The sequence below is a fragment of the Natrialba chahannaoensis JCM 10990 genome, assembly GCF_000337135.1.
In the GTDB taxonomy this organism is placed as follows: Archaea; Halobacteriota; Halobacteria; order Halobacteriales; family Natrialbaceae; genus Natrialba; species Natrialba chahannaoensis.
In genome coordinates this window covers 124,083-148,462 of the sequence record NZ_AOIN01000044.1, presented here as the reverse complement: position 1 = coordinate 148,462, position 24,380 = coordinate 124,083, and the positions used below count along the sequence as shown (strand labels likewise).

The following is a 24,380-nucleotide window of genomic DNA, read 5'->3' as shown; positions in this document are numbered from 1 at the left end:
AGTACGTCGACGGCGAGTGGTACCGGGTTGCGCCGCTCGGACACCCCGATCCGCTAATGTACGTCGAACCCAGCGAGCAACACACCTGGATCGTCACCCCCGATAACGACGGTATACTGGACGGCGACCGAATCGCTTCGGGCGGCGGAACGGAGGAACTGGCGCTCGTCGGCGTCGGATCAGGAACGTACGCCTTCCGCGCTCGCGGCTGGTTCGAAGACAGTCGTGACGACGAAATCCTGGCGTTCGCGACGACGTTCGAACTCGAGTCCGCTGACCTCACACTCGAGTCGACGGACGCGATCGAGGAGATCGAACTCGAGTCGGGTGATGATATCGACGGCGACGGTAACGGCGACAATGCTGGTGGAGATGGTGAGACACTCGTCGCTCACTCCTCCCGCGGCGAGGACGACGAGTATCATCGTCTCGCCGCGTTTGAACTCGAGGTGGTCGACGAACCGAGCGACGACGAGGACGATGTAGATCCCCAGCACGTCATCACGGAGCAACTGCTTCGGTTCGAACAGCTCTGGGATGCGATTGCGCTTGCGGACGAACACGACGTCTCCGCGGTTCGTCTCGAGGAGTACGACGCGACGTATCCGGTCTTCGGAAGTAATTCAGACGGGCTCTACGAGTACCAGGGAGAGTACTACCGTGTTCGAACGCGAGAACTTGAGGAGTGACCGGAGCAAGAACAACGAGAGGCTGGTCAGGCTGTTGCGTGCTGCTGTTCGAGTGCAACTTCACACTGTTTCGCCCGAATCGCGAGCGCGAGAAACAGCGCGAGCAGCGTGAACGTCACCTCTCCGGCGGCGATGACGCCGAGTGCGTCGGCCTGCAGGAACATTGGTTCGTCTCGCGCGACAGGGATTGCAGTATGATGGGGCTCACCGACGATCGGGATGAAGTAGTCGACGATCAGGTTGCTCGTATACCAACCGAGCGCGACGGCGACACCCCAGACGGGAAAGTCGCTGATCCGGTAGAGGACGAGTGCCTGGACGACCATCCCGAGGTGGCTCCAGAAGAGGAACTGGAACATTAGCGGATGGAGATACGAGTACGAGTCGTAGAACGCGAGCAGGGTGTACGGCGTCCAGAGCCCGAGGATGATGTTCCCGAAAAACGCGAGCGCGGTCAGCCACGGCAGTTCGTGGCCGAGTTTCCAGGCGGCGATAGCCAGTGCGATAAACAGCGTCGCCATCGGACTGTCCGGCACCCAGGGCCACATCACGGCCGGCGTCTGGGCGAACTGCCCCGAGTAGTACCAGAAACCAAAGACCGTCCCGAGGAGGTTGATTGCCACGACGAGCCAGGCGAATCTGAGTCCGAGGTTCTCGAGTACTCGCGGGACTGGCGCGAGGTATCGCGGCAACCGGTGGTGGGTATGGTCGCGAATCTGCGGCCTGGTCGACGTAGACATCGATTTCGTCCAGTTCGATGGGATGAATCCGCAAAACAGTAGCGGTTACTGGCAGTGGCGAGATTTCTGAACCACATTCGAACGATCGTATTGGTAAGGGAACTAAAGTTAAAAGTGTTCTATCCTGGTAAACGAGTTATAACTAATGGCTCGTCCGCAACAGATACGCGTAAGTGCCGTGGGTGAAAACGCCACACTATGGCAGAGACCACAGATCTCGAAGAACTCCGACGTGGGACTGACCTCATCAAGCGCGGATTCGCACAGATGCAGAAGGGCGGCGTTATCATGGACGTCGTCAACCCTGAACAGGCCCGAATCGCCGAAGACGCGGGTGCAGTCGCCGTCATGGCACTTGAGGCGGTGCCGGCGGACATCCGCAAGCGCGGTGGTGTCGCCCGGATGGCAGATCCGGCGGACGTCGAAGAAATTGTCAACGAAGTCTCGATCCCGGTGATGGGGAAGGCCCGTATCGGGCACACGAAGGAAGCACAGATTCTCGAGTCCGTCGGCGTCGACATGATCGACGAGTCGGAGGTGCTCACCCCGGCAGACGACGCCTACCACATCGATAAGCGCGACTTTACGGCCCCGTTCGTCTGTGGTGCGCGCAACCTCGGTGAAGCGCTGCGCCGGATCGAGGAGGGTGCGGCGATGATCCGAACCAAGGGCGAAGCTGGCACCGGCGACGTGAACCAGGCTGTCCACCACCAGCGGACGATCAAAGGAGAGATCCGCCAACTGGAGGGGATGAAACACGAGGAACGCGAGGCCTACGCCCGTGAGATCGAAGCACCTGCGGAACTCGTCCACGAAACGGCCGAGATGGGCCGTCTCCCGGTCGTCAACTTTGCTGCGGGTGGCATCGCGACGCCTGCAGACGCGGCGCTCATGATGCACCACGAGTGTGACGGCATCTTCGTTGGCAGCGGTATCTTCGGCGCGGAGAACCCACCAGTGATGGGCGAGGCAATTGTCGAGGCCGTGAACAACTGGGACGATGCCGACGAACTCGCAGAGATTTCGAAGAACCTCGGCAAGGGGATGAAAGGTGACGCGAACGTCGATCTCCCCGAGGAAGAGAAGTTACAGGGTCGCGGCGTCTAAGAACAAAGACCCTCGAACTCGGCAGTGTGGTTGAGGGGCGACAAGGAGCGACAGTGGACGACGACAGGTATCGTGGTCGATGACCTGGACAACCAGTGACGGTCGATCGGCGCGTTACTTCGTTTTTGGCTTGTCTTTCTTGCCTTTGCCGTCTTTTGTCCCTTTCTTTCCTTTGGCGTCCTTCTTGCCGTCCTTTCCGTAGCCTTTCCCCTTCTTGTGGGCGTCTTTCTTCCCCTTCTTCGCCGACTTCTTCGTGATTTTGGCCACCGCTGCGGCGTTGACCAGGCCGGCACCCTGCTGTTCTGTCGGCAGCCCGATGTCGGTGGCAGTCTTGTTCATGAAGTAACGGGCTTCCGTTGCAGAGTAGCCCTTCGCCATCAACAGCGCTGCCGTTCCCGTTACGTGCGGCGTTGCAAACGATGTCCCGGTTCCAATACCGTACTCGCCACTTGGTAGCGTTGAGAGGATATCAACACCCGGGGCGGCCAGTTCGATCTCCGGACCGTAGTTCGAGAACGCCGCGAAGCCATCGTCTTGTGTCGTTGCACTCACTGCGACGACCTCCGGTGCGGACGCCGGATAGGAGACGGCTCCGCCATCGTTACCCGCCGAAGAGATTAGCAGGACGCCACGTTTGTGTGCGAACTGAATGGCGCGCTGGACGAGCGGCGAGTACGGGCCGCTCAGACTCATGTTTGCCACATCACGGTTCGTGATAGCGGACCAGATGATACCCATCGCAACGTCGGACGCGAAGCCGACGCCATCCTCGTTCAGAACCTTCACCGCATGGAGCGTCGATTTCGGCGCGACGCCGACGACGCCGAAGTCGTTGTCGAGTGCGGCGATCGTCCCGGAGACGTGCGTTCCGTGACCATTATCGTCGGCCCAGTTTGTGTCGTGGCCAGCCGATGCGCGAGTATACGCGATGCCGTCGCCGAGATTCGCGGCGAGGTCCGGATGGGTCGGATCAATACCCGTGTTGATCACCGCGACGTTGGCCCCTTTTCCACGCTTGCTCGCTTTGTTGGCTTTCCGTGCACCGATTCGTTCGACACCCCAGGGGACAACCTGGCCATCCGAATTGTCGTTGTTGTCGTCTACGTCCGAGCCGGCGTAGTACGCCTGGTCCGGCGCAACGAAATCGATGTGATCGGACTCCGTGAGCGGCTCCATACCCTCATCCGCCGCCTCGACCGTGAGTGTGTTCACAGAGTGGATCGCGTGGACGACGTTGTCCGCCGCGTCCCTGATTTGCTGTTCTCCTACCTCAGTCACGTATCCGACGTTGAACCGACCCGCGTCACCGCTGGAGTCAGCCTGTACGCTCGACACGCTCGCGAGCCCACCCAGAGTGATTCCTGCACCGCTGACCGCTTTGAGCACGCTCCGTCGACCGGTACCGTTGTACGTCATTTCATCCGACATGACAGTCGCACCCAGAATATCGACGTAAATTGTATAATCCCGTCTACCAACCAGTATCCGAGACCTGAACGACTCAAGTACAACACTCACTTCGAAGCGAACGTGCTGTCGAAATCAGGGTTGGTGTGTCGCTGTGACGAGTTGGCGTACGTGACAGTTTCTCCGAGTCAAACAGGTGATACGCGGCGAGCACCGGGATGGAGCCAGGAACGTGCTACTCAGTGGTCCTCCCCAGTCGTCTTCCACCAGGCCTGAAGCGGCGGCAAGATACCCATACGCCACCCTAGGAGCAGCGTACAATAGCTCACGAGCACGCCACAGCCGAGCGAACAGATCACCACCGGAGCGAGTTGTGCCCCGACGACTGCGACCAGCGCCGCGAGCACGAGCGAGCCGATCTGGACCGGCCACCGCTCCCAGTACCGGCGAACCCGCGCCGGATCGCGGGCCGCGAGCAGTTCGAAGCCGACCGTGAGCGCGCCGCCGACCGCGAACAACAGCGGTGAGAGGGATGTGTCGGTCACCAGCGCGAGCCCGCCGAAGATCGTGAGAGTGAGCACGGCAAGCGCGGCGTCAACTCGAGTACTCATACGTGGGTCTGCGGCGGGCTGGACGATAGAAGTGTGGCCGACGGAGGGCTACGAATTGACCACTCGAGTCGGTAACGAGAGGAACGAAACAGAGTGGAGGGTGAAGGACGGACGCCGGTGAAAGAACAACAAAACGTGGTCAGGAACGGTCGCCGTACACGTGCGCCCCCTCGCCAATCGCCGTCTGGTAGGCGCGACTCTCGATCCCCACCGAATCGAAGGCGTCGAGCATCGCTCCGGCAACCGCGCCGCGGTCTGAGTCCGTTTGACAGACTGCCAGGATCGAGGGGCCAGCACCGCTGACGGTGACGCCAGTTGCACCGGACTCGAGTGCGGCCTCGCGGACGGCGTCGTAGCCGTCGATTAGGGCGCTGCGTTCGGGAGTGACGATTTCGTCTGCCATACCCTGGCCGACGAGGTCGGGGTCGTTGCGCGTCATGCCGACGGAGAGAGTTGCAGCGTGGCCGACGGTGTCGACGACGTTGCCGAGCCGGGCCTGTTCGGGGACGACACCGCGTGCATCACGCGTCGAGACGGTGATCTCGGGCAGACAGACGACGACAGGAAGCGATGCGTCGACCTGCGTGATGCCATCGTCGGTAACGATGACGAAACCGCCGAGCAACGAGGGGGCGACGTTATCCGCGTGGGCCGTCCCGGAGACGATCGCCTCGCCCTCGGCGGCGATGGGGACGAGTTCCTTTCGAGAGAGGCCGCGGTCGTAGAGTTCGTTGAGAGCGACGGCAGCGCCGGCCGCGCTAGCGGCCGAGGACCCAAGCCCGGAAGACGGCCGGACACCTTTGTCGATTTCGATGTGTGCGGGTGCCTCGAGCGCCTCCGCGACAGCACCGACGGTGTTCTTCTTCGGGTCTTCGGGAATGTACTCGCTGCCGGTGCCAGTTACGGAAATCGTCGTTTCGGGGGCGCGAGAAACCCGGACCACGTCTGCGGGTGCGCCGAGCGCGACGCCGAAGACGTCGAAGCCGCTCCCCAGGTTTGCGCTCGTCGCTGGAGCCCGCACGGTGAGCATGCCGAACCATTGCTACACTGCAGGCAAAAAGGTAGCGGAGCGCGCTCAGCGGACGGTACTGGAGTGTGCCCCGGCCGTCGATGTGTTACGCGCTACTGCTCGTCCGGTGCGTTGTCGAATTTGAAGACGTCGTCTGCGTCGTCACCGTCGTCGTCCGAACCTTCGCTCTCGGCGTCGGTAGCAGCAGTATCAGCGTCTGTACCATCGTCAGCACCATCACCATCACCATCGTCCGTGCCTTCCTCAGCAACTGGGCCGAGTGGATCGACGGCGTCGCCCGAACTCGCGTCCGGTTCCGTCTCGCTGTCGACACCCTCGCCACTGCCCGCCTCGACGGCGAGCGGATCGGGGTTGTCGTCGGCCGTGGCATCGTGATCGTCCGCTGCGGTCGACTCCGCGCCGGATTCGAACGCTGTCTCCTCGTCGAACGTGATGCCAGTAGTCGCATCCTCGTCGTCGCCCACACCGGCCACGTCGTTACTGTCGAGATTCAGTTCTGTCTGTGCAGTCTCAAGTTCCACGGCAGGATCGAGTTCGGCGTCCTCAACATCGGTGTCGAACCGGTCGAGCGCCGCCGAAAGCTGGCCGGACTGTTGGGAGAGGTTCGACGCCGAGTTCGTCACCTCCGTCAGCGCCGTCGTCTGCTCCTCGGCTGCCGCTGCGACGTTCTCCGCTTCGGTCGTCGTCTCCTCGGAGACCGTTGCCGCGTCGTCGACCATCGCGACGACCTCCTGCGTTGAAGCCGCCTGCTGTTCGGTCGCCGCCGAAATCTCCTGGACGCCGATGTTAGTCTCGCGGGCGAGTTCCGCAATCTCCTCTAATGCATCGACTGCCTCCTGCACCTGCTGTCCGGCGTCGACGATGTCCGAACTCGTCCCCTGCACTTCCGCGGCGGATTCTTCGGTCCGCTCGCGGATGGACTCGAGTCGATCCTCTGCTTCGTCGGCCGCGTCGGCAACGTCTTCGGAGAGTGTCTTGACCTCCTTTGCGACGACGGAGAACCCTTCTTCGTCCTCTCCGCTTGCGGAACGCGAGGCCTCGATGTTGGCGTTCAGCGCCAGCATGTTGGTCTGACGAGCGATTTCGGAAATCGTCGCGATGAGTTGGTCGATCTGCTGGACCTCCTCCTCGAGGCGCTCGATGCCCTCGACGGCAGCGCCGGCCTCGGTCTCGATTTCGTCCATCGCAGTGATCGCGTCCTGGGCGGCTTCTTGGCCCTCCTGACCGGTGGTGACCGTCCGCTCGGCGATGTCTGCGACCTGGTTCGAGGAGGCAGCGATCTCCTCCGTCGTGGTCGACAATGCGCTCATCTCCTGATTGACCGACTGGAGCGACTGGTTCTGTCGTTCTGCGCCGTCGGAAATTTCCTGGATCGACTCGGAGACCTGCTGGGAGGCTGAGCGGACCTCCTCGCTCGAGGCGGTTACCTGTTCGGAGGCCGTGGCGACGTCGGTCGCGAACTGACTGAGTTCCGCGACGGTCTGCTCGATCTCCTCGAGCATGACGTTGAAGTCCGTCGCGATGTCGGCCATCGCCTCGTTGTCGGTGTCGGCGTCCATTCGCGCGGTGAGGTCGCCGTCNTCGAGCATGACGTTGAAGTCCGTCGCGATGTCGGCCATCGCCTCGTTGTCGGTGTCGGCGTCCATTCGCGCGGTGAGGTCGCCGTCGGCAGCGGCCTCCATTACGTCGCTGTACTCGTCGGCTGTCCGCTCGAGTTGGCGGTTGATTCTCCCGATGCGTTCACGCTCGTGCTCGGCCTCTTCACGAGCGGTTTCGGCATCGCCGATCGTCTCAACGAGCGAGTCTCGCATGTCGTCGAACGAATCGTAGAGGACGCCGATTTCGTCGATACGGGCAGATTCGACGGTCGTGTCGTACGCACCGTCTCTGATCGATGTCGCGCGATCGGAGAGGTCGCTCAGCGAGCGAGCCGTGTTCCGGCCGAGAATCGCCCCGAAGAGACCGATCAGCGCGACACCGGAGAAGGTGATCAGCAACCCGAACTGAGTCGCGCTGTTGGCGAAGCCGAGCGCGTCCGCTTCATCCGTATGGACGAGAACGGTCCAGCCGTCGTTGGTCGTGTAGTAGCCGGCGACGTACCCCTCAGGATCGAAGTTGTACGGTTCGTTCTGGAGTGTCTCACCCGGCGGATCGTCAACGCGGATCGAGCCGCGTGCTTCTTCCTGACTCGCCTCGAGCACACCGTTCGTGTCCTCGTACTCCATAAGGAACGTCTGTCCCTCTTCGCCCATGCTGCCGCCGAGATAGGCGTCGTCGCTGACGATCTGTCCCTGTTCGTCGACAACAGTGACGACCGTTCCCGAGTCGGCCGCAGAGACCATCCCAGTCGACCGTTCGGCGAGATCGAAGCTAAAAATCAACGCTCCGTTGCCACCATCGACGCCGATATAGTAGGAGACGACCGCCTGCTCGTCAGTTTCGAGTCCCGTCTCGTCCGGCGTCGCGTACGGCTCTGTTCGGTGGACGAGATTCGTCGAGAGATTCTCGTTGAGTTCGTCTGTATCGGGGAACTCGAGTTCCTCGACCGCCTCGGCCTCAGTCCCGATGCCAGTGAGAACCTCACCGGTCTCCGTGTCGACGTAGAGAGCGTTGACACGCGCTTGGGAGAGATCGTAGTAGACGTTTTCAAGATAGGAGTCAATTGCTGCCACGTCACTGCTATCAGTCACCGGCGCGTCGGCTGTCGTGGCAACCTGATTCTCGTTCTGTGTGAGCCACTCCTCGAGTGCGACTCCTTCCTGATACGCTGCATCCTCTCGCTCATCGAGCGACGTTGCCTCGACGTTTTCCGTGAGTAACATCGTCGAAGCCAATCCGAGGCCACCGATCGAGAGACCGAGGACGAGGAAGACGATTCCAAACTTCACTGCGAAACTTCGTCTGATGAACGACGGTATGAGACGCCGTCCCTTCCACACCATAGGTGCTAACGATAAGCAATGTACTTAATTCTTATCGTTAAACGTGATTGTCAGTGGATACGAAACCACCAACATCAGTTGAGGAAACCGTTTGACGGAGAGAATTGCCGGAGTTGGCCAACGGGGACCGAGAGACCGTATAACCAATACAACAAACCGGCTATGAGGCCCGCTCGCCGAACGCGTTACTCGTCATCCGACGTATTTCCGAACGTGAACACGTCGTCGGTATTGGCGTCGGCCTCGCCCTGACTCTCGCTCTCGTCCTCACCCTCGGTGTTCGCGTCACCGTCATCGCCCTCATCACGATCTGTGTGGCTGTCATCGATGGAATCGCTCACGCCATCGGGTTCGTCAGCTGAATCACTCACAGCGTCGTGATTCTCAACTGGCCTGCTCTCGAAGCCCCACTCGCTCTCTTCGTCTGAACCTGCCTCAGTCGTCTGCACCGCCTCGTCTTCGCCGTCGATTGGCCCGAGTGGATCGACACCGGTACTCGAGTCCGTTCGCGTATCGGTAGTGGCGTCGGCGGCCGGTTCGGTGTGCGAACCAGCGTCGTCGGGTTGTCGCTCCGAATCGATAGCCGAATCCAGCAGTGGGTCGGCGTCTGTCCGTGCTGTGTTCTGGTCAGTCCCAAGTGGGTCTTTGTGGTCACCGTCTAGGGTAAGTGGGTCTGGGTCAGACTGCTCGGCATCTTCGGCCAGTGGATCAGACTGCTCAGCATCGTTGGCGTGCAGATCAGATTGTTCAGTATCTTCGGCCAGTGGATCAGACTGCTCAGCATCGTTGGCGTGCAGATCAGATTGTTCAGTATCTTCGGCCAGTGGATCAGACTGCTCAACAGCCCCACTGTCATCGGTATCGGAGCCGACTGGATCGAGCAGATCACCGTCATCAGTCGATTCGTCGGCGGATTCGAACGCTGTCTCCTCGTCGAACGTGATGCCAATTGTCGCGTCCTCGTTATTGTTCACACCATTTTCGTCGCCCACACCGTCCGCGTCGTCGCTGTCGAGATCCAGTTCCGTCTGTGCGGTCTCGAGTTCCGCGTCGGGATCGAGTTCCGCGTCGGGATCGAGTTCCGCGTCCTCGACATCGGTGTCGAACCGGTCGAGCGCCGCCGAGAGTTGGCCGGACTGCTGGGAGAGGTTCGACGCCGAGTCCGTCACCTCCGTCAGCGCCGTCGTCTGCTCCTCGGCGGCTGCTGCGACGTTCTCCGCTTCGGTCGTCGTCTCCTCGGAGACCGTCGCCGCGTCGTCGACCATTGCGACGACCTCCTGCGTTGAAGCCGCCTGCTGTTCGGTCGCTGCCGAAATCTCCTGGACACCGACGTTTGTCTCACGAGCGAGTTCTGCAATCTCCTCTAATGCAGTCACTGCCTCTTGGACCCGCTCACCAGCATCGACGATGTCCGAACTCGTGCCCTGTACTTCCGCCGCAGATTGTTCCGTGCGTTCACGGATGGACTCGAGTCGGTCCTCTGCTTCGTCGGCCGCGTCGGCAACGTCTTCGGAGAGTGCCTTGACTTCCTTTGCGACGACGGAGAACCCTTCTTCGTCTTCGCCGCTGACCGAGCGCGAGGCCTCGATGTTGGCGTTCAGCGCCAGCATGTTGGTCTGACGAGCGATTTCGGAAATCGTCGCGATGAGTTGGTCGATCTGCTGGACCTCCTCCTCGAGGCGCTCGATGCCCTCGACGGCAGCGCCGGCCTCAGTTTCGATCTCGTCCATTGCCGCCATTGCACCGCGAGCGGCCTTCTGACCGGCCTGTCCGGTTGATACCGTCTGCTCGGCGATATCTGCAACCTCGTTCGAGGAGGCAGCGATCTCCTCCGTCGTGGTCGACAGCGCGCTCATCTCCTGGTTGACCGACTGGAGCGACTGGTTCTGCCGTTCTGCGCCGTCGGAAATTTCCTGAATCGATTCGGTGACCTGCTGAGAGGCTGAGCGGACCTCCTCGCTCGAGGCGGTCACCTGCTCGGACGCCGTTGCCACGTCCGTTGCGAACTGACTGAGTTCCGCGACGGTCTGCTCGATTTCCTCGAGCATGACGTTGAAGTCCGTCGCGATGTCGGCCATCGCCTCGTTGTCGGTGTCGGCGTCCATTCGCGCGGTGAGGTCGCCGTCNTCGAGCATGACGTTGAAGTCCGTCGCGATGTCGGCCATCGCCTCGTTGTCGGTGTCGGCGTCCATTCGCGCGGTGAGGTCGCCGTCGGCGGCGGCCACCATTACGTCGCTGTACTCGTCGGCGGTCAGTTCGAGTTGACGGTTGATTCTACCGACACGTTCACGCTCGCGTTCAGCCTCTTTGCGGGCAGTTTCGGCCTCGTTAATCTGCTCACGCAGTGTGGCGCGCATGGAGTCGAAGCCATCGTAGAGCTGGCCGATACTGTCGATACGCTTTGTTTCAAGGTCGACATCAAGGTTGCCGTCTTCCATCTGGCCGACCTTGTTCGTTAGACGGTCGATCGAAGCGGCCGTGTTTCGGCCGAGCACCGCGCCAACCATCCCGATCATGAGGACGACCACAATGGTCGCAATGTATCCCCAGTCGTTGACCGTATTGACGAAACCGTAGGCCTGATCGGTCGGTTCGTGCGTCAGGACGACCCAGTCAGTGCCGTAGACGGGGGCCGAGCTGGCGACGTACTCGTCGGTGTCGAAGTCGTAGGTGTCGAGAACGCTTGCGCCGTTGCCCGACACCTCCCACGTGCTCGCACCCTCCGTACGTGCGGTGTCGACGAGGGCGTCGTCGCCGCCGTACGGTTCGCCGAGTGCCGCGTAGTCGTCTCCGTAGCCAGCGTTGTCGAGAATGACCTCGTCGTTGCCGTCGACGACGACAGTCACAACCTGCTCGTCGTCTTGGAACTGACCACCGTAGGCCTCGAGTTCGACCGTGTAGACGATTGCCCTGTCGTTCTGTCCGGGCACGGTCAGGACGTAGGTGATGACCGCGGCATCCTCGCCAAGTTCGCCGTCGAGGACGTACGGTTCAGACACCCAGGGCACCTCGGCCGTCGCCTCGTCGAAGGCAGATTCTGGAACGGACTCGAGTTCATCCGTCGACGCGCCGCGGATGTCGCCGTCAGTGCTCGCGACGATCGCACCCTCGTCGGTGTCAGCGTAGCTGAGCGAGACGATGTCGACGTCGAGGTGCTCTTCCCAGTCGAGCAGCTGTTGTTCGATCGCGGTCGGCTCGTCACTCGCGACGACGTTCGAGTGTGCGAACGTCGCGATTGTCTGTTCGTTCTGTTCGTTCCACATCTGCAGTCCCTGTGCTTCCTGTCCGGCGAAGGACGTCTGATCGGCCTGGACACGCTCTTCGACCTCGTGAGTGATACCAGCGGTCGCCACGAAGCCGATCAGCCCTACCGAAAGTCCGAGCACCAGTAATGCGATCCCGAACTTGACCGCGTACCGGCGTCGGATCGCTGCAGGCACTACTCGTCGGAGATCCATCGATATACAACGCGTGTGATCGTTCCCACATAAAGTGTCATTGGGGAGTATCAGATCCGATAATCGGCCAGAGGGAAAGTAATTACCAGTATTTGTGAATCCCCTCCAGCTGATGGCTGGTGACACAGACGATTGTTTTCGCCGTTCGGTTGTTGTTCTCCGGTTGTTAGTCGCGGCTCCCGTTACCGCTGGATCCGAACGCCTCGCTACTGCTGCCGTCACCGCCACTACCATTGGCGTCAGTGGCCGTCTCACCACTCACGCCGACTGCCTGTGAAACATCGACATTTTCCGGTTCCTCCTGGCCGCCAACGACGAGTTCGCCAGACTCCGTTTCGACGTAGACATCATCCGCGAAGCCACCCTCGGCGTGTGGATGCTCCGGATTCTCGAGCTTTTCCGGTGTCGAGGGAGCCTCGGTCAGCCCTTCTGGCGGTTTGAACTGTCCGAGTGGTTCGTCGATCGTGATATCCCAGCGCTCGAAGAACTCCCGGTAGCGGTCGTAGTGGGCTTCGAGTTCGTCCGTCGGGAACTCCATCATCTCGGTCCAGCCATGGTTGTAGAAGTCGAAGTTGGCCTGGATGTGCGTAATCTCCCGGGCTTCAGCCTCGGAGTAGCCGTCGTTGAGCGCCCGCAGGTACGTGTCAACGGTCGCCTCAAAGAGGTCGTCAAGGTGAGCCTCGCGCTCGTCGGCGTGTTCGGGGGCTGCCTTCTTCAAAAAGACGCGAGTGTGGAGTTTGACGAGCCCCGATTTGGCGACCGATCGAACAACCGGTGTCTCGAGTGCCGTTCGCGATGCGAAATGGCGCGCGTTCTGGCGGAGCTTCATGGAGACTGTTAGAGCGAGGAGCGTAAAGAGCCGTTCGGGACGGCTGACGTCTCTCGTCGGTGGTGTCTGTCGGGTGGCGTTGGTGGTGTCAGTCCCACAGCGGTGTTGGTAGCGTGAGGATTCCTGCTGGTGGCACACACTATAGTAGCCGCTGCAAGTCACTGCACACCTGATCGCACGACGGCAGCACGGTTCGGAGCGAGTAGAACGAGTGAGAACCGCGGACGTGCGATCAGTGTGTAACTAGTTGCAGTTGTTGCTATATTAGCAATGTTCACAATCCTGCACAAACAGTCGAATATCGTTCAGGTATTCGTAATCGAAGGAAAAATGAGCGAGATAGCAATCCACTTTAACCCGCATTACGAACGGTCGGGATATGACAGAGTACGTCATCATCGGAGACGGGATCTCGGGCAGTTCGGCCGCCGAGACCCTCCGGGAGGAAGACCCGGAGTCGACGATTACCGTCATCACCGATGAGGGGGAGCCACTGTATAATCGTATTCTCATCAAAGAGCACGCGAAAGGCAAACTTCCCGAAGCGCCGATCTCGATCCACGACGAGGAGTGGTACGAAGAGCGCGATATCGACCTCTCGCTCAACACGCACGTCTCGTCGATCGACGCCGACGAGAACGTCATCCACACCCACGGGGGAGAGGAGATCTCCTACGACAAGCTACTCGTCGCGACCGGCGGCACGCCGACCCAGCTACCAGTCGATCACAGCGATGCTGAGGGCATCCATCACTTCTGGACGTTCCAGGACGCTCGCCGGATTCGCGAGAGCGCAGAAGCTGCAGAGCAAGGCGTCATCGTCGGTGCCGGCCTCCTCGGCATCGACTTCGCCGCTGTCTGTGGCGCACAGGGTGTTGAAGGCAAGTACCTGATGCGCGGCGACCGCTGGTGGCGCTACGCGCTCTCGGAAGACGGCGCGGAGATCATGCACGAGGGCATGCGCGACGTGGGCGTCGAACCGGTCTTCGACAGCGGTGTCGACCACTTCGAGACGGACGACGATGGGACCGTCACTGCCGCCGTCGACCCCAATGGCGAGCGCTACGAGTGTGACTTTGCGGGCGTCGCAATCGGCCTGACGTTCAACACCGAATTCCTCCGCGGCGTCGACCTCGAGATGGACAACGGCATCGTCGTCGACGAATACATGCAGACGAACGTCGACGACATCTACGCGGCCGGCGACATCACGCGCTTCTACGACGTGCTGCTCGGCGACCAGGCCCAGAACGGCTCCTGGGGCTCGGCCAAGGAGCAGGGCCGCGTCGCCGCAGTCAACATGGCCGCAGACGACGAAGACGAGGTTTTCGAGTGGGTCTCCTCGTACTCGATTACGCACTTTGACTTCCCGTTCCTCTCCTTTGGTCACCCAACGATTGGCGACGAACACGTTGAACGACGCTACAGCGACACCGAGTGGCGTCGTATCGCCTTCAAGGACGGCAAAATCGTCGGCGGCGTCCTCATCGGCGATCTCTCGCCACAGAGCACGCTCAAACAGCTCATGCGTGAACAGCGTACGGTTGTCGATCAGGCAGACGTGCTGCTCGAGCAGTCTGTCGACGCCGACAAACTCGCACCCGCACAGGAGCAGTAGCCAACGAATAACAGCAACAACACCGTCCACTGGCCTTGACCGGCCAATTCTTGCTGCGGCGTCTGCGTGTCCTACCGGACGATCGTCACCGGCACCGGCGCTCGCCGAACGACCCGTTCTGCAACACTCCCTAACAACGCCCGCGAGACACCCGTCCGTCCGTGGCTCCCGATAACGATTCGGTCGACCGGATGCTCGCGCGCATAGTCGACGATCGCCCGCGCCGGCCGTCCCTCAATCAGTTCAGTGTCGAAGGAGTGGCCTCCACTGCGTTCTCGCGCCCGCTCGAACAGCGCCGCCGCCCGCTCCCGTCGCTGCTCGAGCATCGTCCCCGTCCCCAGATGTCCAACCTCGCCGTACCCACTCTCGGAGAGATTTACCACGTGAACCACCGTTAGCTCGTCGTCAGGGTGCTCGGAAAGGGCGTACTCGAGTGCAGCCCAGCCTGGTTCTGACTCGTCGAGTGCGACGAGCAGGTGCATGACAGACGGTACGGTGGCATCACACTTGAGTGTGTGTATTGTTCTCATGCCTGTGGTGCAGTCGCTTCTTTCGGTAGCAACTGGGGCGGACGAGGGATAGAGGAGAGCGTGTAGTGACGAACCTTGCAAGATCAACGTTCGAAACGAAAGGGATTGCCGGGGTAGAGCAGTGTGGACTATTCGCAATGAGCACGAAATCCCCGTCGAAAGCCGATCTCCTGCGGCCGATTCGAGAGACGTCGACGGCGTACTACGTTCTGGTTGCCGTTGCGGCGATCGCGTTCGGTCTCTTCTTGCTTGGGTGGGCTTACCAGCTAGCAGAAGGGATGATCGTCACTGGACTGGGAGACTGGGGAACCGGCGGCGGGGTCACGTGGGGCGTCTACATCGGGGCGTTCATCTGGTGGGTTGGTATCGCTCACGGCGGGATTATCCTCTCGGCTGCGGTGCGACTGCTCGGGATGGAACGCTACATGCCGGTCGCTCGCCTGGCCGAGTTGCTCACGATCGGGGCGCTCTCTGCAGCCGGTTTCTACATCATCGTTCACCTCGGCCGGCCGGACCGGATGGTAACGAGCGTCGTTGGACACTACCACATCACCGTTCACGCGTCGCCGCTCGTGTGGGACGTGACGGTCATCACGGCCTATTTCGTTCTGACCGCGACCTATCTCGGACTGACGCTTCGGTACGACATTAGCCGGCTCAGAGACGACCTTCCTGACCGGTACGGACCGATTTACTCGCTGCTCACAATCGGCTACTCAGAGCGTGAGGACGAAGTTATCCAACGAATGGTCTGGTGGATCGCTCTCGCAATCATCATCATGGCACCGCTGTTGCTCCACGGCGGCGTCATTCCGTGGCTGTTCGCCGTGATTCCGTCGATGCCGCGCTGGTTCGGTGCCGTTCAGGGCCCGCAGTTCCTCACCATCGCCCTTACCTCAGCGATCAGTGGCGTAATCCTGCTCTCGGCAGCGTTCCGGCGGGCCTACGACTGGGATCACATCATCACTGACGATGTCTTCCGTGGTCTCTTGCTCTGGCTTGGCTTCTTCTGCCTGCTGTTCCTCTGGCTCCAGTTACAGCAGATCACCGCCAGCGGCTTCGCCCCGCCGATCGACCTTGGTATCGTCTGGTCCGCGACTCTCGCCGACCCCATCTACCTCACTGCCATGTCACTCGTCGGCCTCGTTCTCGCATACATCTTCGCGCAAGCGCTTCGCCCCTCGCTGTTCTCCAAGGGCCGGGCCATCGTGTGCGCTCTCGCCGTTCTCACCGCGACGCTCCTTGAGAAGGTGCTGTTCGTCGTCGAGGGCATGCTCCATCCCTCTTTCGAGATTTACGCTGCTACGCCCGGTCACTATATCCCGAGTCTGATCGAAATTGCGTCCGTCACCGGCACGATCGGTATGGTCTCGCTGTTCTTCTTACTCGTCGCAAAAGTTGTCCCGGTACTCGAGTTACACGCGATTGAGCACCTGCAGGCTGACCACCAAGAGGGCAGGGTGGACAACCACACGAATCGACAGTCGGCGTCGGAAGACGAGTAGCGCGGCGTTCGCTGGTTTCTTCCCTCGGCTCCAGCTCTCGCCTCTTCCTCACGTATTCGAGCCGCCTTCGGCCGTCGGCATCACCGCTGCAACTGCTCGAAGCCACGCCTCGAAATCGTCGGAATCGGCGGCTTCCAGCGCGGCCGAGGCTGCGCCGGTCGCGTCGACGCCGCAGTCGAACGCCTGCGCTACGTCCTCGGCTGTTCGAATCCCGCCACCGACGAAGACCCTGGTTTCTGGAGCCTCTGCCGCGACGAACTCGACAAACGACTCGAGTACCGCCGGATTCGACCGTACTACGCCACCCTCGGAAGCGATGTCTGCAGGCTGTTCGAACAGCAGGCAGTCCGGCGCTGGATCGAACGCGAGTGCCGCCGCGGCAGTCTGGTGATCCGGGACGCAGACGATCGATGCCAGCCCGAGCGCGTCGCAACGCTCGACGAGTCGGCCGACGGCTGCAAGGGCGTCCTCGTTCTCGGGATGGTTGACGAAGACGGCATCAGCACCGGCAGCGGCGACCGCCTCGCAGGTCACGTCACCGATACTCGCATCCTCGTGGCGAACGGCCGTCTGGGCGACGACCGGAAGCGCCGTCTCCGAAGCGACGAGGCGTATATCGGGCCCCTGCGGCGCGAGCGCGAACCGACGGCTGGTGTCTGCTGCGACGCGCTCGACTGTCGCCGCGAACTCGCACAGGTCGTCGCCCACAACCTTGGGGCTGGTCTTGGTGTTGACCAGAAAGAAGGGGGACTCGAGTTCGTGCATATCCGCGATTTCGCCGGGATGGTGTATCGCAGTTGTGGTCTCTGGTGCTGGGTGCTCTGCGATCAAGGCAGGTGGGACAGCCAAGTGTGGGATCCAAAGTCACACGCAGGCAAGATTAATCAGCCACTGCCCGGATGGACGACCATGGTCGACAAACACGTCGTTCGCCGGAGCTACGACGATATCGCCGCGGCGTACGCTGCTGAACGAGCGATGGGCGAACGTGGGGCGGAACGGGCCGCGCTGGCGACGGTACTCGAGTCGCTTCCTGCGGGCGGTCGAGTGCTCGACGTTGGCTGTGGCCAGGGAACGCCGGTATTGTCGGCGGTCGTGGACGAGGTTGTAGATGAGGACAGAACTGAGAGAGTGTGTGACGCCATCGGAGTCGACATCTCACGAACGCTACTCGAGTTCGCAACCGACACTGTGCCTACCGCATCGCTCGCACAGGGGGACATGACGCGACTGCCGATCCGTGCCGACTGCGTCGATGCAGGTATCGTACTCCACTCGATCGTTCACCTGCCGCTTGCAGAACATCAGACGTGTCTCGATGAACTCGCTCGCGTGCTACGTCCCGACGGGCGCGTTCTCGTCTCTGAGGGAATCTCGGAGTGGCAAGGGTCGAACCCGGACTGGCTCGACAGCGGCAGCGAAATGCAGTGGCATATGGCCGGCGCTGACGCGACGCGGGAGCAACTCCGGGACGCCGGCTTCACGATTGTCGACGAGTGGGGAGCGACGGAACGCTTCGCCGATCAGGACGAGCGCTGGCAGTATCTCGTCGCGGAGCTCGACACCTGATCACGAAGGATGTGTGAGTGTGTGAGAGCGGCTCGTTCACTCCGAATACCCTTCCTGCAGGAACGTCCCGCTCGTCTCGTACATTGCCACCAACTCCTCGATGAGTTCTTCCTGTGACTGACCCTCTTCGCGGTGTTCGTCGAGGCGGTTCTTGAGGTCGTCACTGATCTCGAGTGTGTGGGTCATGGGGAATCGTGTTACCAAATCGCACGCTAGTAACATAGACGTACGGCGCGCAACAGACGGCCGCCTCGTCGGACCGGACGACGACCGCGGCCGGCACCAGACGGCCCGACCTTTAGGCGTCGGTTCGTCATATCGGGTGATATGGCAGCAATGTTAACTGACGACGAGGTCGGAAAGACAGTCGTCGACGCAGAGCAGAAGGAACTCGGAATCGTCGCGAAGGTCGACGGCGACCGTGCCTATGTCGATCCCAACCCGTCGGTGGCCGAACACGTACTGGCGACGATCGGCTGGGAAGGCGAAGACGAGGAGGACTACCTCGTCACGGAGGATATGGTCGCATCAGTCGGCGACGAGATCGTGCTGCAGGGCGATCTTTAAATGTGGAATAGCAGGTCACTCCTCATTGGTTGATATCTTCCCGCGCCTGAAGGCGTCTCCAGAAATATTCGATTTCTGGTGTGCGAACGAGACGCGAAGTCTCGTTAACGCCATCTGTGACGAGACTCGGGTGTACCCTTGAGAAAATTAATATTCTCCTGTAAAAACCACACGAGTATGAATCGTCGAGTTTTGATCGGAAGTGTGGCAATCATGCTGGTGTTCGTTGGGGTCGCATCCCTGTTTTTGCTCCCCCTGAGCGGTGATTCGACAGACCGGCCGGTGGAACTTGGTGAGTCCGAGTCGTACGTCACCTCGGGAGAAATATCGACGGAGAGCGATGGGTTACTGGTCGCACACGAGGGAACGGTCATCGCCGACGACAACGCACACCTCACGTTCGAATACGGGAACAGAACCGTCGAACGCGTCTACGACGACGGAACAGTCTACACGAAGTACGAGACTACCGTCACCGACAAGGACTGGATAGAGTCAATCGGGCCAACCGACGCGGAGGAGAGACACTTCGGAGAGCACCAGGACAGGGTTGTCCGGATAACCGAAGAGAACGGAACCGTAGACTCCTCGGATATGACGTTCGTACGCATACAGACCAGTCACCACCTTCGGAACCTCGAGTACGGCCAGGGCGACGAGCAGGGAGACCGGACGGTCTACGCGCCGTCGTCGACGTGGACCACGGTGAACACGGAGACGATGCATGCCAGTCCGACAGCGGGTAAACTCAGCGTCGACACAGAAACTGGGGTCTTACGCGAAGCGTCGTTACAGTATCAACTGACTAATGCGTCATCGTACGGGGAATATCTGCTTCGGCTAGGCGAAACGACGACAGTAGACCTACGATACGAGTATGATCCCAACCCCGATATTGATGACATCGAGACACCCACGTGGATAGACCAGTGTGTCGAAAACGATCACTGTGAGTTCTAAGCAGAGCCAAATCGACTCCCCACGGCAAGTGTCCGGTTCCAGACACCGAAACTGAAACCGCGCCCCGGTAGCGACCTCTGCCGAGCGGAGCGGGTTCGTGGGATTCAGGGACCACCGTTCTTCCTGCGACCATTCTGCTCCCGAGCGAGTAGTGACAGTGCATAGACGATCACTGGGTCATCTTGTGGGCTGCACATGACGATCCGGTCTGGATGCGCCTTCACTGATAAGCCCGATTCCCAGCTTTTCAGTCGGTACTTTGCAGATCATTGAATCCCATTCTCTCCCGCTGAGACAGCCACTTCTCGAAGGCATATAGAATCACGGATGCAGCAGTTCGATACCGGCAGGTGAGTGAAATACAACCTGACGACACGATCGACCCCACCGTGCATCGGCGGAGCGCTGAAGTTGATACAATCGGTACTCAGGTAGCTACCGTAATTATTACATAGGGACACGATTTACAAAACAACGGGGCACATGCCCTGCTCTCGGCGGAACAAATGCACGTCCGTAGCAGGCAGCACTGAAGGCCACCGGCGACAGGTGCAGGACAAGGCCTACAGCCGAGGACCCGGCTGTGGGCGACGACATCCGAGCCGAAGCCCTCCGCCGATAGGTACCGTCCGCCGGACGATTGCGATGAAAGCCCCCCGAGGGCCACGCACGACGACGAGACTCGACGACAACGCATAGCAAAGTCAAGTCGAAGAACTCGTGCGGAATCTTTCTTGCGGCACCACTCCCCAGTGTCTTCGATGTCTGCAACCGATTTGAACGAACTCACATCAGGCCTCGGTTGAGAGCAGAATCTTTCCGGACTCAAGACAGCGTTCGATCCACTTGGCTCGTTGATCGACATTCTCGAACTGGTCGAACGGGTAGTGAGTGTCGCCGTCGGTTAGCCGATCGGTGATATCGAGGAAGCATTTAATATACTGTCGGACAGAACTATTCGAAGATCGGTCGCGCTCCTGTGGCCGTCACCTTCGGGGACGGCCGCGACTCCTCACTGAGTTCTGTCCGGCAGTATAGTTTACCTGTCCGTTTCAGCGCTGTCCCGATTCAGAGTTTCGTCGGTCTCATCGTTGCCCTCCGAGGAGTTGTCCGCCGACCCAGCCGCTGCAGCTGCCTCGTACATCGTCTCGCGCTCCTCGAAGTACATCGGTGCATCGGTCTCCGCTTCGAAGCGAATCACTCGTTCGAGTGCAGCCTGTCCGTCGGCCGCCTCGGATTGCAACTCCGCAGCCAGGTCAGTGTAGTCCGCCGCGAGCTGTTGAAACGCCTCCATTCGCGTCTGTTTTGCCTCGACCAGGAACTGCTTTTCCTCGACATCGTTCTCGAGTGCTTCGATTTCGTCGAGGTCAGCCTCGTCCGTCTCGGAGCCGACGCCGGTTGCGCCCGTAGTTCCCGCCGACGGGGTCGCTGTGCCGTTGACGCCGGAGGACTGGGACTCGAGTCGGGATCGGATTTCAGCCATGTCCTCGTCGATGTCGTCGAGCAGGTCGTCGGCCTCCTCGCGCATGGTTTCGACGTGGCCGGTGAGCAGTCCCGCCTGGGTTCGACAGTACTCCACGAAGTCGTCGACCGAGAGCGTGTGCCGACCGTCGCTGTCGTCGCTCATGGAGGATCATTCGGGGTACCGACCGAAGATACTTTGGTCGGTACGAGCCCTTGTGTTCAGTGTTAGCAGCCATCACGCTATTCGGGTTTCAGACTCGTTAAGTTGCTTCGGCCACTGACACAACTACAATGATCGAGCACCGTTGCTGCGACCGCCGTTCTCACGGTATCCGACGAGGGACGACCGATGAGTAAGGAGACGATCGAGGTACGCGGTGCGGAAGAGCACAATCTGAAGGATCTTGACGTGACGATTCCTCGCGAGGAACTCACCGTCGTCACTGGCCTCTCGGGTTCGGGGAAGTCCTCACTTGCGTTCGAGACCGTCTACGCAGAGGGCCAGCGCCGGTACATCGAGAGTCTCTCGGCCTACGCACGGAACTTCCTGGGCCAGATGGACAAGCCCCAGGTCGAGACCGTCGAAGGCCTTTCGCCGGCGATTTCGATCGACCAGAAGAACGCGGCGAACAATCCACGCTCAACGGTCGGGACGGTGACGGAACTTCACGACTACCTCCGCCTGCTGTATGCCCGCGTTGGGACGCCTCACTGTCCCGAGTGTGGCCGTGAAGTTGGCGAGCAGTCGGCCCAAAATATGGTCGAGCGGATTCTCGAACTCCCCGAGGGCACGAAGGCAAAACTCGCTGCACCCGTCGTTCGCGACCAGAAAGGCGCATTCGAGGACCTCTTCGACGAATTGGTGTCTGAGGGGTACGCCCGCGTCGAGGTCGACGGCGAGGAACACGACCTCACACTTGATCGGCCCGAACTTGACGAGAACTTCGACCACACGATCGACGTCATCGTCGACCGTGTGAAGGTCTCGACCGAGGCCCGGCCGCGGATCGTCGACAGCGTTGAAACCGCACTCGACGAGGCCGAGGGCGTCCTGAAGGTCATCCTCCCCGATGCACCCGAAGAGGTGGCAACCGAACTCGGCGAGGAAGCCCGCCGAACCGGCGCGCTGGGCGACGAGGCCGAGAGCGACGACCGCTCCGTCGTTGAGTTCTCGAAGGATCTCGCCTGTACCCACTGTGGCATCGATGTCCCGGAGATCGAAACCCGCTCGTTCTCCTTCAACTCGCCACACGGAGCCTGTCCGGAGTGTGAGGGGCTCGGCGAGACGAAAGAGGTCGACGAGGACCTCGTCATTCAGGACCCCTCGAAACCCGTCAAACACGTCTTCGAGGCCTGGAGCTACAACCGCTCATATTACAAGACGCGCCTCGACGCCGTCGCCGAGCACTTCGATGTCTCGCTCTCGACGTCGTTCGAAGAGCTAGACGAGGACATCCAACAGCAGTTCCTCTACGGCACCGACCGCGAGGTCGTCTTCAAGCGCAGCACGAAAAACGGCATCCGACGCAAGCAAAAGCGCTTCGAGGGCGTCATTCCGAACCTCGAACGGCGCTACCTCGAGACCGACTCCGACTCCACCCGCGAACACATCGAGGACTACATGTCCGTCACCGAGTGTCCGGCCTGTGACGGCACCCGCCTCAAGCCCGCCTCCCGCGCCGTGCTCGTCGACGACACCGCCATCACGGAGATTAACGCGATGTCCATCGGCGACGCACTCGGCCACTTCGAGTCGATGGAAGCTGACCTCACAGAGCGCGAGAAGGTCATCGCCGAAGAGATTCTGAAGGAGATTCGTGCCCGCCTCGGCTTCATGGTCGAGGTTGGACTCGAGTACCTCACGCTCGACCGGGAGGCCTCGACGCTCTCCGGTGGAGAGAGTCAGCGCATTCGGCTGGCGACCCAGATCGGGTCTGGACTTGTCGGCGTCCTGTATGTGCTCGACGAACCCTCGATCGGGCTCCACCAGCGAGACAACGACCGGCTGCTCGACACCTTAGAAGAGCTTCGGGATCTGGGCAACACGTTGCTGATCGTCGAGCACGACGAGGAGACGATGCGCCGCGCAGATACTGTCATCGACATGGGCCCCGGACCAGGTAAGCGCGGCGGTGAGGTCGTCGTCAACGGCCCCGTCGGTGCGGTCAAAGAGTGCGAGGACTCGGTCACGGGCGACTACCTCTCCGGTCGCCGGCAGATTCCGGTGCCCGAAGAGCGACGCGATCCAGATTGTGCACTGACGATCCTCGGCGCGCGTCAGCACAACCTGAAGGATCTTGACGTGGACATCCCGCTCGGCTGCTTTACTGCGATCACGGGCGTCTCAGGCTCCGGCAAGTCGACCCTGATGCACGACGTGCTCTACAAGGGAATCGCCCGCCAGATGAACGACAACACGAGCGTCATTCCAGGCGATCACGACAGCCTCGACGGACTCGACGAGGTTGAGACGGTGCGCCTAATCGACCAGTCGCCGATCGGTCGCACGCCGCGGTCCAATCCCGCGACCTACACCGGCGTCTTTGACCATATCCGCGACCTGTTTGCCCAGACCAAACTGTCGAAACAGCGCGGCTACGAGAAGGGCCGCTTCTCGTTCAACGTCAAGGAGGGCCGCTGTGAGGAGTGTGGCGGCCAGGGTACGGTAAAGATCGAGATGAACTTCCTTTCCGACGTGTACGTCCCCTGTGAGGAGTGTGACGGCGCACGGTACAACGACGCCACGCTCGACGTCACCTACAAGGACAAGACGATTTCCGACGTGCTGGAGATGGAGGTCGACGAGGCCTACGAGTTCTTCGAGTCGAACTCCCAGATCCGTCGTCGCCTCAAACTACTGACGGACGTCGGATTGGATTACATGACCCTCGGCCAGCCCTCGACGACCCTCTCGGGCGGTGAAGCCCAGCGGATCAAGCTCGCTGAGGAACTCGGGAAGAAAGACAGCGGCAACACCCTCTACCTGCTCGACGAGCCGACGACCGGACTGCACAGCGAGGACGAGCGCAAGCTGATCAACGTCCTCCACCGGCTCACCGACAACGACAACACCGTCGTCGTCATCGAGCATGAGCTCGACCTAGTGAAGAACGCCGACCACGTCATCGACCTCGGTCCCGAAGGTGGCGAGAACGGTGGCGAAATCGTCGCGACGGGGACGCCGGAGGAGGTCGCCCGACTCGACGACTCCCACACCGGCCGCTACCTGCGGGACCTGCTTCCGAGAGTCAACATTGAGGGGCCACGCGGCGAGCGGGTCGAGCCGGTCTCCGCGCCGATGGACGACGACTGAGTTGTCGAGACGCCTATTCGGTGGCTGGCACCACCCTTCCG

18 protein-coding genes and 1 pseudogene are annotated in these 24,380 nt (G+C 60.9%); 8 read left to right on the top strand and 11 right to left on the bottom strand.

Features of this window, described 5'->3' with window-relative positions; genetic code table 11:
* A pseudogene (locus C482_RS07165) lies at positions 1–689 on the top strand (hypothetical protein); the annotation flags it as partial.
* A gap of 26 nt (positions 690–715) precedes the next feature.
* On the opposite strand, the gene C482_RS07160 reads toward C482_RS07165, so the two are convergent.
* The gene (locus tag C482_RS07160) at positions 716–1,429 is read right to left on the bottom strand and encodes a DUF1405 domain-containing protein (RefSeq protein WP_006166860.1); all 714 of its coding nucleotides are present in this window, start codon (positions 1,427–1,429) and stop codon (positions 716–718) included.
* A 198-nt stretch (positions 1,430–1,627) separates the two neighbouring features.
* Here C482_RS07160 and pdxS point away from each other — a divergent pair, with 198 nt between their 5' ends.
* Positions 1,628–2,536 (top strand): pyridoxal 5'-phosphate synthase lyase subunit PdxS, encoded by a 909-nt coding sequence (gene pdxS, locus C482_RS07155; protein ID WP_006166859.1) that lies wholly within the window; start codon positions 1,628–1,630, stop codon positions 2,534–2,536.
* 114 nt (positions 2,537–2,650) lie between these two features.
* Here the strand turns inward: pdxS and C482_RS07150 are convergent, their stop codons facing one another.
* From C482_RS07150 to C482_RS07125, 6 genes are all read right to left on the bottom strand, one after another.
* Positions 2,651–3,964, bottom strand: a complete 1,314-nt coding sequence (locus tag C482_RS07150; RefSeq protein WP_006166858.1) for a S8 family peptidase — start codon at positions 3,962–3,964, stop codon at positions 2,651–2,653.
* Positions 3,965–4,182: 218 nt separating this feature from the next.
* A complete protein-coding gene (locus C482_RS07145) occupies positions 4,183–4,554 on the bottom strand; it encodes a hypothetical protein (RefSeq protein ID WP_006166857.1) in 372 nt (123 codons plus the stop codon).
* Positions 4,555–4,693: 139 nt separating this feature from the next.
* Positions 4,694–5,584 carry a homoserine kinase gene (locus C482_RS07140; RefSeq protein WP_006166856.1) on the bottom strand — a complete coding sequence of 297 codons (891 nt, stop codon included), beginning with the start codon at positions 5,582–5,584 and terminating at the stop codon, positions 4,694–4,696.
* Between the two features lie 92 nt (positions 5,585–5,676).
* Positions 5,677–8,526 carry a methyl-accepting chemotaxis protein gene (locus C482_RS07135; protein ID WP_049896543.1) on the bottom strand — a complete coding sequence of 950 codons (2,850 nt, stop codon included), beginning with the start codon at positions 8,524–8,526 and terminating at the stop codon, positions 5,677–5,679.
* Positions 8,527–8,711: 185 nt separating this feature from the next.
* The gene (locus C482_RS07130; protein WP_006166854.1) at positions 8,712–11,984 is read right to left on the bottom strand and encodes a methyl-accepting chemotaxis protein; all 3,273 of its coding nucleotides are present in this window, start codon (positions 11,982–11,984) and stop codon (positions 8,712–8,714) included.
* A gap of 166 nt (positions 11,985–12,150) precedes the next feature.
* A complete protein-coding gene (locus tag C482_RS07125; RefSeq protein ID WP_006166853.1) occupies positions 12,151–12,813 on the bottom strand; it encodes a DUF6149 family protein in 663 nt (220 codons plus the stop codon).
* Positions 12,814–13,192: 379 nt separating this feature from the next.
* On the opposite strand from C482_RS07125, the gene C482_RS07120 reads away from it, so the two are divergent.
* On the top strand, positions 13,193–14,431 hold the full coding sequence (locus C482_RS07120) for an NAD(P)/FAD-dependent oxidoreductase (protein WP_006166852.1): 1,239 nt from the start codon (positions 13,193–13,195) through the stop codon (positions 14,429–14,431).
* A 71-nt stretch (positions 14,432–14,502) separates the two neighbouring features.
* Here the strand turns inward: C482_RS07120 and C482_RS07115 are convergent, their stop codons facing one another.
* Positions 14,503–14,913 (bottom strand): universal stress protein, encoded by a 411-nt coding sequence (locus C482_RS07115; protein WP_006166851.1) that lies wholly within the window; start codon positions 14,911–14,913, stop codon positions 14,503–14,505.
* A 185-nt stretch (positions 14,914–15,098) separates the two neighbouring features.
* Here C482_RS07115 and nrfD point away from each other — a divergent pair, with 185 nt between their 5' ends.
* On the top strand, positions 15,099–16,466 hold the full coding sequence (nrfD, locus tag C482_RS07110; RefSeq protein WP_006166850.1) for an NrfD/PsrC family molybdoenzyme membrane anchor subunit: 1,368 nt from the start codon (positions 15,099–15,101) through the stop codon (positions 16,464–16,466).
* 48 nt (positions 16,467–16,514) lie between these two features.
* Here nrfD and C482_RS07105 read toward each other — a convergent pair whose 3' ends face one another.
* Entirely contained in the window at positions 16,515–17,231 is a 717-nt protein-coding gene (locus C482_RS07105; RefSeq protein ID WP_006166849.1) for a triose-phosphate isomerase, read from the bottom strand.
* Between the two features lie 144 nt (positions 17,232–17,375).
* Here C482_RS07105 and C482_RS07100 point away from each other — a divergent pair, with 144 nt between their 5' ends.
* Positions 17,376–18,035 carry a class I SAM-dependent methyltransferase gene (locus C482_RS07100; RefSeq protein ID WP_006166848.1) on the top strand — a complete coding sequence of 220 codons (660 nt, stop codon included), beginning with the start codon at positions 17,376–17,378 and terminating at the stop codon, positions 18,033–18,035.
* 36 nt (positions 18,036–18,071) lie between these two features.
* On the opposite strand, the gene C482_RS20340 is transcribed toward C482_RS07100, so the two are convergent.
* A complete protein-coding gene (locus C482_RS20340; RefSeq protein ID WP_006166847.1) occupies positions 18,072–18,221 on the bottom strand; it encodes a DUF7557 family protein in 150 nt (49 codons plus the stop codon).
* A 141-nt stretch (positions 18,222–18,362) separates the two neighbouring features.
* Here C482_RS20340 and C482_RS07095 point away from each other — a divergent pair, with 141 nt between their 5' ends.
* Positions 18,363–18,602 carry a hypothetical protein gene (locus C482_RS07095; protein ID WP_006166846.1) on the top strand — a complete coding sequence of 80 codons (240 nt, stop codon included), beginning with the start codon at positions 18,363–18,365 and terminating at the stop codon, positions 18,600–18,602.
* 177 nt (positions 18,603–18,779) lie between these two features.
* The gene (locus C482_RS07090; protein WP_241431894.1) at positions 18,780–19,562 is read left to right on the top strand and encodes a hypothetical protein; all 783 of its coding nucleotides are present in this window, start codon (positions 18,780–18,782) and stop codon (positions 19,560–19,562) included.
* 1,039 nt (positions 19,563–20,601) lie between these two features.
* Here C482_RS07090 and C482_RS07085 read toward each other — a convergent pair.
* Positions 20,602–21,189, bottom strand: coding sequence for a hypothetical protein (locus tag C482_RS07085; RefSeq protein ID WP_006166844.1), 588 nt, complete (start codon positions 21,187–21,189; stop codon positions 20,602–20,604).
* 186 nt (positions 21,190–21,375) lie between these two features.
* Here C482_RS07085 and uvrA point away from each other — a divergent pair, with 186 nt between their 5' ends.
* Positions 21,376–24,339: an excinuclease ABC subunit UvrA gene (uvrA, locus tag C482_RS07080; protein WP_006166843.1), complete on the top strand. Its 2,964-nt coding sequence runs from the start codon at positions 21,376–21,378 to the stop codon at positions 24,337–24,339.
* Positions 24,340–24,380 lie beyond the last annotated feature (41 nt).